We start from the raw sequence: 14,937 nt of genomic DNA, 5'->3' as shown, positions 1-14,937 counted from the left end.
CGGGGGCCTCAGCGGTCGCCGGTGATGACGCGGGCCAGCAGATCCGCCAGCCGCTCGTCGATGCCGTCGCGGTCGGCCTCGGGGATGTCGAGCGCGTCCAGCAGTGCCCCCCGCAGCACGGGCCAGGCGTACACGGCGGTGAAGACCAGCAGCAGCTCGACGTCGCCGGCGGGCGGGGGAGAGGTCATCCGCCGCAACGCGGCCGCCGGACGCTGCGACGGGTCGAGCATCGGCGGGAACGCCGCCTCGCGGTCCAGGGCCAGCCACGCGAGCAGCCGGCTGATCTCCGGGTGCGACGAGGCCCCGAGCAGCATCCCGCGCGCGGCCTCACCGGCGTCGTCGAGGTCCTCCAGGCGGGCGGCACCGTAACGCACCGCATCCTGCATCACCTCGGTGAGCAGCGCGTCCTTGCGCCCGATGTGCCGGTGGATCAGGCCGAGATTGACCTGCGCCGCGTCGGCGATATCGCGCAGCGGGACGTTCGGACCGCGCTCGGACAGCAACCGGCGGGCCTCCCGCATGACGGCCGAGCGGACCTCGTCGCGGCCGGTCGGGCGTGTGGGGGACGGGCTGCCCTCGTTGTCGTCGTCGCGGTTGTCGTCGTCGCGGCGGTTGTCGTCGCCGTTCCGGGCGCCCGACGCGCCTCCGACGGCATTCTTCCCGGTTTCCATTCCCGAACTGTACACAATTGACTACAGTCTCTGCTGTGCGCGCGACACGCGCGCCCCGACCCCTTCCGAAAGGCCCGCGATGAGCACTCCCGACCGCCGCGACGACATCGACGCCATCAAATCACTCAAGTACCGCTACCTGCGCTGCGTCGACCTGCGGCTGTGGGACGAGCTCGCCCAGACGCTGGCGCCCGACGTCACCGCGTCCTACGGCAAGCGGCTGTCCTACACCGGTCGCGACGAGGTGGTCACAGGGTTGCAGGGCCAGATGACCGACGACGTCATCACCGAACACCAGGCCCACCACCCGGAGATCGAGGTCGACGGTGACACCGCCACGGGCCGCTGGTACCTGCAGGACCGGGTGATCGTGCCCGCCTTCGACACGATGATCTTCGGCAGCGCGTTCTACTCCGACAACTACGCGCGCATCGACGGCCGCTGGATGATCACGAAGACCGGTTACAAGCGCACCTACGAGGCGATGATCAACCTCAAGGACGTGCCCAGCTTCCAGCTCAACGACAACCACCTCGCACCCGCCGACGCGACGTGACGGCACGAGCAGGTGACGTGTGGGCCTGATCGTCATCGCGGCGCTGTGCGTCGCGGCCGCCTCGGTGATCGGCGGGGCCACCGGCTTCGGAACCGCGCTCATCGCCACCCCGCTCATGCTCACGGCGGGGATCGGATTGCCGGAGACCGTGGCTGTCAACCTGGTGGTCGCGCTGGTCACACGGGTCGGCGTCACCGTGCAGTTGCGCCGACACATCACCTGGCGACGCGTAGCGGTCCTCGGCGCGGCCAGCGTGCCGGGGGCGTGGCTGGGCGTACGGACACTGGGCCTGCTGCCCGAGCAGCACCTCCAGCCGGCCGCCGGCGCCATCACCGTCCTGTGCGGCCTCGCGATGGCGCTGCCCACCACCCACCACGCCCGCCCGCCCTCGGCGCTGGCGTCGGCCACGGCCGGGGCGATCGGCGGGTACCTGTCCACCACGACCTCGCTCAACGGGCCGCCCGTCGTACTCCTGCTCGGCAGGGCCAGACTCCCGCCCCTGGCGTTCATCGCCGACCTCGCGGGCTACTTCGTCGTCACCAGCGTCGTCGCGCTGACGCTGCTGTGGACCGGAACCGGCATCGACCTGCCGGGCCTGGCACCACTTCTCCTGGTGTGCACCGTCGCCGGGGTGTCGGCCAACCAGCTGGGTATCGCGATCGCTCAACGCCTGCCCACCCACGTGTTCCGCTCGGCCGTGATCGCCCTCGTGGTGGTCGCCGGCCTGCTCACCATCGTCACGGCGTGATCACCGCTCGCCGACATCCAGATCAACCACGGAGGACCCCATGACCGAGAACCCCACCCAGACCACGCCCGCGGCGGGCGCCCAGCCGGGCACCACCGCCCAGCCGGGAGCCGACCGCGACAACCGGCTGGCCGGGAAGGTCGCGATCGTCACGGGCGGAGGCCAGGGCGTCGGCCGCGGCATCTCGCTCGGCCTCGCCGAATCCGGCGCGGCGGTCCTGCTGGTCGGACGCAAGATGCACAAGCTCGAGCGCGTCGCCGAGGAGATCCGCTCCGCCGGCGGCACCGCCGAGTGTCTGGCCGCCGACATCGTCACCGACGGCGCGCCGGAACAGATCATCGCCACGGCCGTAGAGCGCCTCGGCGGTGTGGACATCCTCGTCAACAATGCCAACATGGCGATGCCGCTGCCGCTGTCGGACTACCCCGACGACGACTTCCGCAAGGCCTTCGAGGGCGGCCCCCGCGTCTCCCTGACCCTGATGAAGCTCGCCCGCCCCGAGATGGCCAAGCGCGGGGGCGGCACCGTCATCAACCTCGTCACCTCCGCGGCCGTTCGCTGGGACGCCGCCAACTACGGCATCTACTCCGCGGTCAAGGAGGCCGTCCGCGCCCTCACCCGCGCCGCCGCCTACGAGTGGGCCGCCGAGGGAATCCGCGCGCTCAACGTGGCCCCCCACGCCCACAGCCCCGGACTCGACTGGTGGATGGAGAACAACCCGGAGGAGGCCGCCGAGTTCGTCGCAGGCATCCCCGCCGGCCGGGTGGGCGACCCCCTCGCCGACATCGGCCGGCCCGTCGCCTGGCTGTGCTCGGCGGAGGCCTCGTACCTGAGCGGTGCGACCATCCCGTTGGACGGCGGCCAGTCCCGCTGGGGCTGACCTCGTCGTCGTCGTCGTCGCCGTCGTCGCCGTCGTCGCCGTCGTCGTCACCATCATCACCGTCGTCCCACCATCCCCACGCCCACGAGAGGCCACCCCGTGACCGACACCCCCACCCCGACCCGCGACGCGCTCGCCCTGGCCGCCGACATCCGCGCCGGTGCCACCAGCGCCGCCGAGGTGCTCGAGACCGCGATCGCCCGTATCGAGCGGCTCGACCCCGAGCTCAACGCGATGGTCTCCACCCGGTTCGACGCCGCGCGCGCCGAGGTGGAGGCCGGACTGCCCGACGGCCCGCTGCGCGGGGTGCCGATCGTCATCAAGGCGCTCGGCACCGACGTCGCCGGGCTGCCCGCCGCCGACGGCTCCCGGCTGCTCGCCGACGTCGTGGCGACCGTCGACAGCACCGTCGTACAGCGCTACAAGGCGGCCGGGATGGTGGTGCTCGGCACGACCAACGTGCCCGAGATGGGCAAGTCCACCACCACCGAGTCGCTGCTGCACGGCCCGTGCCGCAACCCCTGGGACACCGGGTACTCGACGGGCGGGTCGAGCGGCGGATCGGCGGCGGCCGTCGCCTCGGGCATGGTGCCGGTCGCGCACGGCACCGACGGCGGCGGCTCCATCCGCATTCCCGCCGCGATGTGCGGCCTGGTGGGCCTCAAGCCCAGCCGCGGGCGCGTACCGACGTGGCCGCACCCCGACGCCCTCTCGTCGCCGCTGTCCTACCACCACGCCCTGACCACCACCGTCCGCGACAGCGCCGCGCTGCTCGACGCCGTCGCCGGCCACCGCCCCGGCGACTCCTACGGTGCGCCCACCCCGCCGCGCCCGTTCCTCGAGGAGGTCGGCGCCGACCCCGGCCGCCTGCGCATCGGGCTGCTGCGCGTCGCGCCCGGACCGTTCCCCACCGACCCCGCCTGCAGCGCCGCGGTCGATCACACCGCCGAGCTGCTCGCCGGGCTCGGCCACGACGTGCGCGAGGTGGAGTTGGACGTCGACGTGCTGGAGGGGATGTCGGCCGTCGGCGCCATCATGGGCGCCCAGCTGCGGGCGACCATCGACGCGCGCCTCGCCGCGCTGGGACGGGACCTCGACGACGACGACATCGAGCCCTGGACCCGGGTGATCCTCGACAACGCCATGACCCACACGGCCCCCGACGTCGCGCGGGCCCTGCAGACCGCCACCCGGACCGGCTGGCGCGTGGCCGAACTGTTCGGGCCAGGTGGCGTGGACGTGCTGATGCTGCCGACGCTGCCCTCCACCACCCCGGAGCTGGGCTACCTCGACCCCACCGATCCGGAGGCGATGTGGACGCGGTCCTCGGCGTTCTCGGTGTGCACGAGCATGTTTAACCTGTCGGGCCAGCCGGCGATCTCCCTGCCGCTGGCCGCGGACGACCGCGGGTTGCCCGTGGGCCTGCAGCTGGTCGCCGACTACGGCCGCGAGGACCTGCTGCTGCGGCTGTCGGGGCAGCTCGAGGCGGCCGCGCCGTGGGCCACCGTGGCGCCGGGGTACGACGGGTGGTGACGGGCCCGGCCAGACGAGGGGCCTGAGCTGGCCCGCGTCCGGGCCTCCTGGGCTCCTGGGCTCCTGGGCTCCTTGCACGCTTGGCATCTGCTCCTGCGCCTGGCGTCTCGCGCTCGGTGTTGGCTTCTCGCGTTCGCCGGAGTGCGCCCATCTCGGCACAGCCGCCCCCTGGCATGGCGTCTCGCTCCCCGAAATGCACGGGATCTCACCAGCCGCTCCTGGCCGTGGCGTCTCGCCCACCCCGCGGTGCGCGCGAGACGCCACGTTGGGGCGCGGCTGTGAGCGGCGCGGCTGTGAGCGGCGCGGCTGTGAGCGGCGCGGCTGCTGTCCGCCTGGCCCACCCGGCCCGCCCGGCCCACCCGGCCCCGCCGGCCCGCCCGCCCCACCCCGCCTCGCCCCACCCCGGACAGCCGACGGCCCCGGATCCCGTGGAGATGTCTCCGGGATCCGGGGCCGTCGGTGTTCGAGAGGCGGGCGGGCCGCGCGATCACTCCTGGACGAACGCCCCGTCGAAGAACATCGTGGAGTACAGGCTCGGCGAGACGCCCTTGACGGAGTCGTCGACCACCACGTACTCCTGCGCATTGGCCATCACGGCGAACGGCACGACCCGGTTGTAGACCTCCTGCAGGTCGGTCGCCGCGGCCTTCTGCGCCTCGAGGTCGGCGGCGGCCTTGAACGCGGTCACGGCCTTCGTGAGCTCGGGGTCGTCGACGCCCGGGATGTTGAGCGAGCCACCGGGGGTCATGGCGCTGGCGAAGGTGGAGGCCGGGTCGGCGTCCGAGGGGGACAGACCACCTATGACGGCCTCGTAGTCACCGGTGAACTGGCGGGCCACGACCTGCGCGACCGGCTGGCTCTGAATGGTCACGGTGAAGCCGGCCGCGTCGAGCAGTGCCTTGACGGCCACGCCGGACTCCATGTTCTCCGGGCTGTCCGCCACGAGCAGGGTGAGCTCGCCGTTCCAGTCCGGACGGTCGGCCTTGACCTCGTCGATGAGGGCGGTGGCCTGCTCGACGTCGAACTCGGGGCCCTGCTGGCCGTCGTAGAAGCGTGAGGACTCCGCGATGATGGCGGACGTGGGCTGGCCGAGGCCGCCGGTGAGGCGCTGATCGATGAGTTCCCGGTCGAGCGCCATGGCGAACGCCTGACGGGCCCGCTCGTCGGTGAGGACGCCGTCGTATCCGGCGTTACCCGCGTTGAGGTTGACGATGGAGCCGGCGCTGGTGATGGTCTCGAAGCCCCGGTCGCCGGCGTCCTGGGCGGCGGTGACGGTCTTGGCGCCCCGCAGGAACCCGACCTGGACCTCGCCGGTCTGGAACGCCTCGTAGGTGCCCTGGGAGCCGGGGATGCGGATGAACTCGAGGGTCGGGCAGACGGGCCCGCCGTAGTAGTCCGGGTTGGGCTCCAGCACCAGCTCCTGGTCCGGGATGTACTCGGAGACCGTGAACGCGCCGGCACCGATCGGATTGCGGGCCCACTGGGCGGGGTCCGCGGCCTCGTAGGCGTCCTTGGGGATCACCTCGCCCGCGGTCCCGGCCAGCAGGATCGGGAAGCCGGCCCACGGCTCGGTCAGCGTGAACTCGACGGTCAGCGGGTCCACCACGCGGGCCTGCTCCACCTGCATCGCGTCGGTCATCGCGTTGGAGACGGTCTTCGGGTCCTTGTGGAGGTCGATCGTGAACGCGACGTCCTCGGCGGTGAGCGGATCGCCGTTGGAGAAGGTGACGCCGTCGCGGAGCGTGAGCGTCCACACGGTGTTGTCGTCATTCGCCTCGAGCGACTCGGCCAGCTTGGGCTCGAACTCGGCGGCCTCGGGGTTCCACCGCATGAGGCGGTCGTAGACGGCCGCGGACTCGGTGGCCCCGCGGACACCGAACTGGCCCTGGCCGGGCGCGAACGAGGGGAGCATCGCGTACTCGCCCATGGTGATGGTGCCGCCGACGCGGTCGGCGGTGCAGCGCTCGGACTGGTCCGGGGCGGTGGCGCCGGAGGCCGAGGCGGTGGTGTCGGCTCCGCCGCCTCCGCATGCGGTGAGCGCGAGGGTGGTCGCGGCGAGGACGGCCAGGGCGCTGGTGGCGCGGGTCATCTGTTCTCCTGATCGTGAGGGGCGGCGGGCCGGTCGGCTCGCCGCGTGGGTGTTTCCGGCACAGAGATGCCCCGGGCTCTCACCGGTGGGCGGGAGCCCGGGGCACGTCTGTGTGGTTCGGGCGCGGCCCGTCAGGACCGCGGGGGAGTGATCACTCCTTCACGAACGCCCCGTCGTACAGGACGACCGAGGACAGGGTCGGGGTGAGTCCGCCGACCGTGTCGGAGACGGCCACGTACTGCTCGGCGTTGGCCATCACGGTGAACGGCTGCACCTCGTTGAAGACCTCCTGCAGGCGGGTCATCGCCTCCTTCTGGGCGTCGAGGTCGGCGGCGGCCTTGAGCTCGTTGACCGCGGCGGTGAGCTCGGGGTCGTCGATGCCCGTGAGGTTGGTCGCGCCGGTCGGGGTGAACGCGCTGGCGAACGTGGACGCCGGGTCGGCGTCCGAGGTGGCCAGGCCGCCGATCACGATCTCGTAGTCACCGGTGAACTGACGCGCGGTGACCTGGGAGACCGGGGCGTTCTCGATCTGGACGTTGAACCCGGCCGCGTCCAGAAGCGCCTTGGCGACCACGCCGGCCTCGATGTTCTCGGGGCCGTCGGAGATGAGCATGCGCAGCTCGCCGTCCCAGTCGGGGCGGTCCGCCTTGAGCTCCTCCACGAGCGCCTTCGCACGCTCGACGTCGTACGTCGGGCCCTCCTGGCCGTCGTACAGGCGGGAGGACTCGGCGACCAGGGCGGAGGTCGGCTGGCCCTCGCCGTCGTACAGGCGCTGGTTCCACAGGTCGCGGTCCATGGCGGCGGCGACGGCCTGGCGGGCGCGGACGTCGGTGAGGATGCCGTCGTAGCCGGCCTTGCCGGAGTTCATATTGATCACCGAGCCGGCGCTGATGACCTCCTCGAAGCCGCGGACGTCATCGGACGTGGCCATGTTCAGGAACTTGGCGCCGCGCAGGAAGGCGACCTGGAGCTCGTCGGTCTGGAACGCGTCGTAGGTGCCCTGGGAGCCGGGGATGCGGATGAACTTCAGGGTGGGGCAGACGGGGCCGCCGTAGTAGTCGGGGTTGGGCTCGAGGACGGTCTCCTGGTCGGGGATGTAGTTGGCGACCGTGAACGCGCCGGCGCCGATCGGATTGCGGGCCCAGTCCTGCGGGTCGGCGGCCTCGTAGGCCTTCTGGGGGATGACCTCACCGATGGTGCCGGCGAGCGCGACTGGGAAACCGGCCCACGGCCGGGCGAGCGTGAACTCGACGGTGAGCGGGTCGACCACGCGGGTCTCAGAGATCTCCATCGCGTCGGTCATCGCGACCGACCGGGTGGCGGGGTCCTTGTGCAGGCCGACGGTGAACGCGACGTCCTCCGCGGTGAGCGGGTCGCCGTTGGAGAAGGTGACGCCATCACGCAGGGTGAGGGTCCACACGGTGTTGTCGTCGTTGGCCTCGAGGGACTCGGCGAGCTTGGGCTCGAACTCCTCGGCCTCGGGGTTCCACACCATGAGCCGGTCGTAGACGGCCGCCGACTGCGCGCCGCCGCGGACACCGTACTGGCCCTGGCCGGGCGCGAAGGACGGGAGCATGGAGAACTCGCCCACGGTGATCTCGCCGCCGGCCCGGTCCTCGGTGCACCGCTCGGACTGGTCGGGGGCCTGGCCCTCGGCGCCGCCGGAGGCGGAGGTGGACTCTTCCCCGCCGCCGCAGGCGGACAGGGTCAGGGCGGCGGCCGCGAGGACGGCCATGGCGCTGGTGGTGCGCTTCATCGATTCTCCTGGAGTGGGTGGTGGCACGCGACCTGGTGGCCGGGTGCGATGTCGACCAACGGGGGGCGTTCGGTGGCGCAGATGTCGGTGGCCAGTGGGCACCGGGTTCGGAATCTGCATCCGGATGGGGGGTTCAGGGGCGAGGGCAGCTCGGAGCTGGTCGCGGTGATGGAGTCCTCGCCGAGCGTGTCGGCGAGCGTGCCGCCGAGCGTGGGCGCGGACGAGATGAGGAGCATCGTGTACGGGTGGGCCGGGGCCCGGTACAGCGACTCGGTGTCGGCGACCTCGCAGACGGTGCCGAGGTACATCACCGCCACGCGGTCGGCGATGTTGTGCACCACCGACAGGTCGTGGGAGATGAAGATCATCGTCAGGCGGTAGCGCTCCTTCATCTCCTCGAGGAGGTTGAGGATCTGTGCCTGCACGGAGACGTCGAGGGCCGAGACCGGCTCGTCGCACACCAGCACCTCGGGCTCCAGGACGAGTGCGCGGGCCAGGGCGATGCGCTGGCACTGCCCGCCGGAGAACTCCGACGGGCGGCGGCCGCCGGCGTGCTCGGGGTCGAGTCCGACGGCCTCGAGGGCGGAGTCGACGCGGCGCCGGATCTCCTCGCGTCCACCGTCGACGCCCTGGATCTCGAGGCCCTCGGCCACGATGTCGCGGACCCTGCGGCGCGGGTTGAGGGAGGACACGGGGTCCTGGAAGACCATCTGGATCATCTTGCGGGCCCGGGTCAGGGCCGCCCCGGACAGCGAGCACAGGTCCGTGTCGTCGACCATCACGCGCCCGGAGTTCGGGCGGGGCAGCTGCAGCATCGCCCGGCCGAGGCTGGACTTTCCACAGCCGGACTCGCCGACCAGGGCCAGTGTGGAGCCGCGGGGGACGCTGAGGGAGACGTCCGAGACGGCGTGGACCGTGCCCTTGCGGGTGTGGTACTCGACGGTCACGTGGTCGACGACGAGTTTGTCGGCCCCGTGCTCGTCGACGACGACGTCGGCATCGGCCGGAGGGCCCGCGTTCTCCGGCTCGGCCGAACCGGTGAGGTGGGGGGAGGGGACGGTCATGATGCCTCGCTGGTGGTGCTGGAAGTGGCGGGGGCGAGCGGGTGATGGCACGCGGCGCGGTGGATTTCAGCGATGGGGACACCGAACCGCGGTGTCACGTCGGGTGCCGTCGCCAGGTCCTCGAGCGGCGGGTCCACGGCGAGGCAGTCGTCGGCCACACGCGGGCAGCGGGGTGCGAACCGGCAGCCGGCGGGCATCTCCCGCAGGTTCGGCGGGCGTCCCTCGATCACGGTGAGCCGGGTGTGCGGCGGCAGGTCGGGACGCGGGATCGAGTCCAGCAGCGCCCCGGTGTACGGGTGTGCGGGCTCGTCGAGCAGGGCCCGGGTGTCGCCCACCTCGAGGAACCGTCCGGCGTACATGACCCCGATCCTGTCGGTGTGCTGCGAGACCACCGCGAGGTCGTGGCTGACGAGGATCATCGCCATGTCCGAATCGGCCTGCAGCCCGTGCAGCAGGTCGAGGATCTCGTGCTGCACCGTCACGTCGAGCGCGGTCGTGGGCTCGTCGGCGATGAGGAGCTTGGGCGAGCAGGACAGGGCGATCGCGATGCCGACCCGCTGGCGCATGCCGCCGGAGAGCTGGTGCGGGTACTCGGAGAGCCGGGCGCGCGGTGAGGGGATGCGCACCCGGGTCAGCAGCTCGACCGCGTGGTCGGTGGCCTCGCGGCGGCTCAGTCCCAGGTGGTGGCGCAGCGGGTCGGTGATCTGGCGGCCGATGGTCCGGATCGGGTTGAGCGAGGTCAGCGGGTCCTGGAACACCATGGCGATCTCGCGGCCCCAGAACCTCTGCGCCTCGCGCTGGGACAGGGACAGGACGTCCCGGCCGTCGAAGCGGACCGTGGAGCCCTGATCGACGCGGGCGGTGGTCGGCGCGATGCCCATGATCGACCGCACGAGCATCGACTTGCCCGAGCCGGACTCGCCCACGATGCCGATCGTCTCGCCCCGGCGCAGGGAGATGTTCACCCCGTCGACGGGCGTGATGCGACCGTCGGGGGTGTCGATGTGGGTGCGCAGGTCGCGGACCTCGAGCAGCAGGTCGGGGTCCGAAGGCCCGTGTCCGCTGGGTGCTGCGGCGGCGATGGCTGCCTCCTGGGGTTGGTGTCTCGGACGGGGATCTAAGACAACTGCTTAGAACGTGTTGCTGTGATGAGTATCACGGCATAGGGTGTCCACGTCAAGGTGATTAAGAAGCCGCCTCATGCGGTGACTCAAACGAAGGGGTCTCCCCACGTGCTCAGGTTCATTGGCGAACGCGCTCTGCACGCGGTCGTCGTCGTCGTACTCGCGACCATCGGCGCGTTCTTCCTGATGGAGGCCGTTCCCGGCGACTCCGCGGCATCCGCCGTGGGGCCGGGCGCGACCGCGGAGCAATACCAGGCAGCCCGGGAGGAGCTGGGTCTCGACGACCCGGTCACCACCCGGTTCGCGGAATGGGTCGGCAGCATGGCCTCGGCCGACCTGGGCAACTCGCTCATCCCGCCCAACCAGCCGGTCACCGAGATGATCGGCAACGCGCTGCCGGTCACCATCCAGCTGGCGTTCCTGTCGATCATCCTGTCGCTGGCGATCGCGGTCCCGGTGGCGGTGTGGTCGGCCTACCGCCGTGGTGGGGTGTTCGACCAGGTCGCCTCGGTCGTGGCGTTCGCGTTCATCTCGGTGCCCAGCTTCGTGGCCGGGCTGCTGCTGATCTACCTGCTGGTGTTCAACCACTCCTTCGCGCAGCAGCTCATCCTCGGCGCGGCCGTCGTGATCGGGCTGGTGGTGGCGCTGTCGCCGCTGGGCCGTCGGGGCGGGCGCGGGGCACCCGGCGTCACCTGGGGCCGGTCCCTCATCGCCGGTCTCGCGGTGGGCGGGGTGATCGCGGTGATCGCTCTGTTCCTGCCCGAGTTCCCCCGCCAGGGCTACGCGCCGCTGGCCGAGGGGCTGGGGGAGAACCTGCGCAGCATCATGCTGCCCGCGCTCACCCTCGCGCTGATGGAGGTCGCGATCTTCACCCGTGTCCTGCGGACCGACATGATCTCGACCCTGCAGCAGGACTTCGTCCTGTCCTCGCGCGCGAAGGGCATGCCGACCGGCCACGTCCTGGTCAAGGAGGCCCTGCGGCCGTCGACGGTCTCGATCATCACCCTCGCCGGCATCAGCCTCGGTCGCCTCATCGGCGGGACGGTGGTCGTCGAGCGGCTGTTCAACCTGCCCGGGATGGGCAGCATGATCGTCGACGCCGTCCAGAACGACAACCTGCCCGTGGTGCTCGGCGGCGTGATCGTCATCGCCGTCTTCTACGTCGTGGTCAACATGACCGTGGACGTCACCTACGCTCTCATCGACCCGAGGATCCGCCGTGGCTGACAACGACCCCACCCGTTCCACCGTCGCCTCGACCGCGACCGCGACCATCGCCGCGGAGGTGCCCGCCCGGCGCAAGCTGCGTCTGCCGAAGCTCTCCGCGGTCGGCACCCTGCTCGCCCTCGGGTGGACCGCCCTCATCGTTCTCGGCGCGTTGATCGTCGACTTCCTGCCGCTGGCCGAGGCGCGCGACCCGCAGTTCGCGCTGACGACCCGGTCCCTGCTTCCGCCGGATCTGCTCACCGCGCATCCCCTGGGCACCGACCGGCAGGGCCTCGACATTCTCGGCGGGCTGCTCTACGGCGCCCGAGTCTCCATCGTGGTGGGCATCGGCGGTGTCGTCATCGGCGCCCTCATCGGCGGTGCGCTGGGCCTGGTGGCCGGGTACAAGGGCGGCTGGGTCGACCGGCTCGTCTCCATCATCAGCGACGTCCTGCTGGCGTTCCCGTCGCTCATCCTGCTCATCGCGATCGTCACGGTCCTCGACCCGACCCTGCTCAACGTCACCCTGGCGCTGGGCATCATGGTGGTGCCGTCGTACGCACGGCTCGTCCGCGCCAACGCGATGAGCTTCGCCGGCCGCGAGTTCGTCACCGCCGCCCGGTCGCTCGGTGCGGGCGAGACCCGCATCATGCTGCGCGAGGTGGCCCCCAACATCGTGGCGCCGGTGCTGTCCTACAGTTTCATGCTCGTGGCGGTGCTGATCGTCGCGGAGGCCTCGCTGAGCTACCTGGGGCTGAGCATTCCTCGGCCCGAACCGACGTGGGGCAACATGATCAGCGCCGGTCAGTCCGATTTCGAGAGGTACCCCGGACTGGTGGGGATTCCCGCCATCGTCCTGTTCCTCACGGTGTTGAGCTTCAACCAGCTGGGCGAGGCCGCCGGCCGCAAGTGGAGCCCCGGAGCGGCCAAGATCTGATCGACGCCGACCGGACCGGTCCGGCGGCGGTACGGGCACGTGTTCAATCCAGGCGGAGGAGAGGGGACCGATGGACCCGACGAGTGAGGCCACGGTCGACGGGCCCGCCCAGGCGAGGGACGCCAAGACGGCGATGCTCGAGATCGCCGAGCAGCTGATCAGCGAGCGTGGCCTGGACCGGGTCTCGATGCGCGACGTCGCCACCGCGGCCGGGCAACGCAACAATTCCGCGGTGCAGTACCACTTCGGCAGCCGCGACGGTCTCATCCTGCAGGTGCTGCGGCGCCGGCTGGCCGCCCTCGACGTCGATCGCCGGCAGCGGTTGGCGGAGATCGACGAGCAGGGCCTGGGCACCGACCTCGCGACTCTCGTGCGGGTGCTGTTCGAACCGATCGTCGACCTGCTGCGGGCCTCGCCCGACGCCACCCACTACGCCCGGTTCCTGCAGCGGGTCGGGCCGGTGATGGGACCCGGCGCACCCGAGGTGCGGCTCCGCACGGCGACCGACGACGTGGTGGTCCGCCTGATCGACGCCATGTCGCACCTGTCCCGGCGCGTGGCCTTCGAGCGGATCGACCTCGCCGTCCAGATGTTCACCGGTGCACTGGCCGTTTACGAGGACCGTCGGGACGCCCGGAACGCCGTGGTCAACGCCGACTTCGACAAGGTCGTCGCCCATCTCTACGACATGGTCGAGGCCGCGCTGCGTGCAGGGGTCGGACCAGGGGAGTCACACGTCGCGGACGCACCGGAAGCCGAGGTTGGCAGTAGCTGAACCGGCGGTGTTCGCGGATCGGGCCGCCACCCGGTATCGGTGGCAGTACGACTCGTGGCACAGGTAGGAACCTCCCCGCATCACGCGCCACGTCTCGTCGCCCGGGCTCCCGTCGGGGCGCGGACCGCGGGGATCCTCTCGGGGCGAGACCGCGTAGTAGCCGGGGTCGAACACGTCGGCGCACCATTCCCACACGTTGCCGACCATCTGGTGCAGGCCGTATCCGTTCGGCCGGAACGCGCGTACCGGGGCGGTCGTCAGGTGGCCGTCGTCGAGCGTGTTGTGGGAGGGGAACCGTCCCTGCCACACATTGAGACCCCACCGACCACGCGGGGTCAGCTCGTCGCCCCACGGGAAGCGGGCCCCGGCGAGGCCGCCCCGTGCCGCGTACTCCCACTCCGCCTCGGTGGGCAGGCGGGCCCCCGCCCATTCGCAGTAGGCCGTCGCGTCGTTCCAGGACACGTGCACGACCGGGTGGTTCTGCACAGCGGTGATCGAGGACCGGCGCCCGCCGGGGTGGCGCCAGTCGGCTCCCCGCACGGCCACCCACCACGGCGTGGAATCCAGGTGGTGGAGGACGTCGGCCGGGTCGGCCTCCACGGCGAGATGGAACACCGGCGAGACGCCGAGGTCCTCCGCGTCGGTCACGTACCCGGTGTCCTTGCAGAACCTGGCGAACTGGGCGTTGGTGACGGCGCACTCGTCCATCCGGAACGAGCGCAGGCTCACCTCGTGCAGGGGTAGCTCCCCGTCGTCGGGGTACCCCTCGTCGAAGTGGTCGCCCATCACCGACGTCCCGCCGGGAATCAGGACCTGCCGGCGGGGACGGTCGGCTCCACGGCCCGGGGACCGCGGGCCCCGCAGGTTCGGCCCGTCGGGAGGGGGCGGGGCGCCCGGTGCGCAGCAGGCCCTCGTCGTCGTCATCGTCCTTCCCCGGCTCCCCGGCCCGTGACCACCTCGGACAGGAGTTCCGCCATCCGCGTGTCGACGCCCTCGCGGTCGGCGGCTCCGACGTCCAGGACGTCGAGGATCTGGTCGCGCAGAACCGGCCAGGCATAGATCACCGTGAGGGCGAGCGCGAGATGCAGTTCGCCGGCCGGCGGGGGATCGGTCATGCGGGACACCGCGCCGGCGGGCCGGACCGAGGCGTCGATCAGCGGCCGCGACACGGCGTCCGGATCCAGGGACAGCCACACCAACAGGCGGCTGAAATCCGGGTTCTCGACGGCTCCGGTGAGCATGGAGTACACGGCCCGGCCGGCATCGTCGTGGTCTCCCACCCGGGCGGTGCCGTGCCGCAGGCCGTCCTCGAGTACCGCAGACAACAGGTCGTCCTTGTTCCCGATGTGTCGGTGGATGAGACCGAGGTTCACCCCCGCGGCCTCGGCCACCAGGCGCAGGGGCGCCCGTGGCCCGCGGGCCGCGAAGATCCGGCGGGCGGTGCCGAGAACGGCGCGGCGTACTGCGTCTCGTCCGACGGGGCGATCCGATTCGGGGAGATCCATGGACGCCACTGTAGACGATCGTCTACAGTCACGGTTGAGCACGCTGTAGACAGATGTCTACGCCTCGCGCGTCGTCCCCTCGACCAGGCCCAC

At 71.5% G+C, this 14,937-nt stretch carries 14 protein-coding genes; 7 read left to right on the top strand and 7 right to left on the bottom strand.

Annotation, left to right across the window (positions count from 1 at the left end; all coding sequences use genetic code 11):
• Positions 1–8: 8 nt before the first annotated feature.
• Positions 9–671, bottom strand: coding sequence for a TetR/AcrR family transcriptional regulator (locus NR111_RS06860; protein WP_254050626.1), 663 nt, complete (start codon positions 669–671; stop codon positions 9–11).
• 79 nt (positions 672–750) lie between these two features.
• Here NR111_RS06860 and NR111_RS06855 point away from each other — a divergent pair, with 79 nt between their 5' ends.
• The 4 genes from NR111_RS06855 (at position 751) to NR111_RS06840 (ending at position 4,388) form a co-directional block, all read left to right on the top strand.
• Complete coding sequence (locus NR111_RS06855; RefSeq protein ID WP_256820360.1) at positions 751–1,227, top strand: nuclear transport factor 2 family protein; 477 nt, start codon at positions 751–753, stop codon at positions 1,225–1,227.
• Positions 1,228–1,246: 19 nt separating this feature from the next.
• Positions 1,247–1,975 carry a sulfite exporter TauE/SafE family protein gene (locus NR111_RS06850; RefSeq protein ID WP_256820359.1) on the top strand — a complete coding sequence of 243 codons (729 nt, stop codon included), beginning with the start codon at positions 1,247–1,249 and terminating at the stop codon, positions 1,973–1,975.
• 40 nt (positions 1,976–2,015) lie between these two features.
• Positions 2,016–2,855 (top strand): SDR family NAD(P)-dependent oxidoreductase, encoded by an 840-nt coding sequence (locus NR111_RS06845; RefSeq protein WP_256820358.1) that lies wholly within the window; start codon positions 2,016–2,018, stop codon positions 2,853–2,855.
• A 99-nt stretch (positions 2,856–2,954) separates the two neighbouring features.
• On the top strand, positions 2,955–4,388 hold the full coding sequence (locus NR111_RS06840) for an amidase (RefSeq protein WP_256820357.1): 1,434 nt from the start codon (positions 2,955–2,957) through the stop codon (positions 4,386–4,388).
• Between the two features lie 487 nt (positions 4,389–4,875).
• Here the strand turns inward: NR111_RS06840 and NR111_RS06835 are convergent, their stop codons facing one another.
• The 4 genes from NR111_RS06835 to NR111_RS06820 all read right to left on the bottom strand — a co-directional run bounded on the left by NR111_RS06835 (position 4,876) and on the right by NR111_RS06820 (position 10,262).
• Positions 4,876–6,477: an ABC transporter substrate-binding protein gene (locus tag NR111_RS06835; RefSeq protein ID WP_256820356.1), complete on the bottom strand. Its 1,602-nt coding sequence runs from the start codon at positions 6,475–6,477 to the stop codon at positions 4,876–4,878.
• 151 nt (positions 6,478–6,628) lie between these two features.
• Entirely contained in the window at positions 6,629–8,233 is a 1,605-nt protein-coding gene (locus NR111_RS06830) for an ABC transporter substrate-binding protein (protein ID WP_256820355.1), read from the bottom strand.
• Positions 8,230–9,297, bottom strand: coding sequence for an ABC transporter ATP-binding protein (locus NR111_RS06825; protein ID WP_256820354.1), 1,068 nt, complete (start codon positions 9,295–9,297; stop codon positions 8,230–8,232). Before NR111_RS06825 ends, NR111_RS06830 begins: the two co-directional genes overlap by 4 nt.
• A complete protein-coding gene (locus NR111_RS06820; RefSeq protein WP_256820353.1) occupies positions 9,294–10,262 on the bottom strand; it encodes an ABC transporter ATP-binding protein in 969 nt (322 codons plus the stop codon). The genes NR111_RS06825 and NR111_RS06820 overlap by 4 nt, the downstream gene beginning before the upstream one ends.
• 267 nt (positions 10,263–10,529) lie before the next feature.
• On the opposite strand from NR111_RS06820, the gene NR111_RS06815 reads away from it, so the two are divergent.
• From NR111_RS06815 to NR111_RS06805, 3 genes are all read left to right on the top strand, one after another.
• Positions 10,530–11,648: an ABC transporter permease gene (locus tag NR111_RS06815; RefSeq protein WP_120282963.1), complete on the top strand. Its 1,119-nt coding sequence runs from the start codon at positions 10,530–10,532 to the stop codon at positions 11,646–11,648.
• A complete protein-coding gene (locus NR111_RS06810; RefSeq protein ID WP_256820352.1) occupies positions 11,641–12,564 on the top strand; it encodes an ABC transporter permease in 924 nt (307 codons plus the stop codon). Before NR111_RS06815 ends, NR111_RS06810 begins: the two co-directional genes overlap by 8 nt.
• Positions 12,565–12,634: 70 nt before the next feature.
• Entirely contained in the window at positions 12,635–13,339 is a 705-nt protein-coding gene (locus NR111_RS06805; RefSeq protein WP_256820351.1) for a TetR/AcrR family transcriptional regulator, read from the top strand.
• On the opposite strand, the gene NR111_RS06800 is transcribed toward NR111_RS06805, so the two are convergent.
• Both NR111_RS06800 and NR111_RS06795 read right to left on the bottom strand, forming a co-directional pair.
• A complete protein-coding gene (locus NR111_RS06800) occupies positions 13,295–14,125 on the bottom strand; it encodes a formylglycine-generating enzyme family protein (RefSeq protein WP_067716444.1) in 831 nt (276 codons plus the stop codon). The genes NR111_RS06805 and NR111_RS06800 overlap by 45 nt on opposite strands.
• Positions 14,126–14,259: 134 nt before the next feature.
• Positions 14,260–14,844 (bottom strand): TetR/AcrR family transcriptional regulator, encoded by a 585-nt coding sequence (locus NR111_RS06795; RefSeq protein ID WP_132063103.1) that lies wholly within the window; start codon positions 14,842–14,844, stop codon positions 14,260–14,262.
• Between the last annotated feature and the right edge of the window lie 93 nt (positions 14,845–14,937).

It is taken from the genome of Dietzia sp. Die43 (genome assembly GCF_024519835.1).
In the GTDB taxonomy this organism is placed as follows: domain Bacteria; phylum Actinomycetota; class Actinomycetes; order Mycobacteriales; family Mycobacteriaceae; genus Dietzia; species Dietzia kunjamensis.
This window is presented reverse-complemented; position numbering and strand designations above follow the sequence as displayed.

What these genes read in the sequence shown, in the direction of transcription:
- NR111_RS06835 (WP_256820356.1), bottom strand. Translation starts at nt 6,477, where the DNA reads ATGACCCGCGCCACCAGCGCCCTGGCCGTCCTCGCCGCGACCACCCTC.
- NR111_RS06795 (WP_132063103.1), bottom strand. Translation starts at nt 14,844, where the DNA reads ATGGATCTCCCCGAATCGGATCGCCCCGTCGGACGAGACGCAGTACGC.
- NR111_RS06830 (WP_256820355.1), bottom strand. Translation starts at nt 8,233, where the DNA reads ATGAAGCGCACCACCAGCGCCATGGCCGTCCTCGCGGCCGCCGCCCTG.
- NR111_RS06855 (WP_256820360.1), top strand. Translation starts at nt 751, where the DNA reads ATGAGCACTCCCGACCGCCGCGACGACATCGACGCCATCAAATCACTC.
- NR111_RS06825 (WP_256820354.1), bottom strand. Translation starts at nt 9,297, where the DNA reads ATGACCGTCCCCTCCCCCCACCTCACCGGTTCGGCCGAGCCGGAGAAC.
- NR111_RS06800 (WP_067716444.1), bottom strand. Translation starts at nt 14,125, where the DNA reads ATGGGCGACCACTTCGACGAGGGGTACCCCGACGACGGGGAGCTACCC.
- NR111_RS06805 (WP_256820351.1), top strand. Translation starts at nt 12,635, where the DNA reads ATGGACCCGACGAGTGAGGCCACGGTCGACGGGCCCGCCCAGGCGAGG.
- NR111_RS06860 (WP_254050626.1), bottom strand. Translation starts at nt 671, where the DNA reads ATGGAAACCGGGAAGAATGCCGTCGGAGGCGCGTCGGGCGCCCGGAAC.
- NR111_RS06845 (WP_256820358.1), top strand. Translation starts at nt 2,016, where the DNA reads ATGACCGAGAACCCCACCCAGACCACGCCCGCGGCGGGCGCCCAGCCG.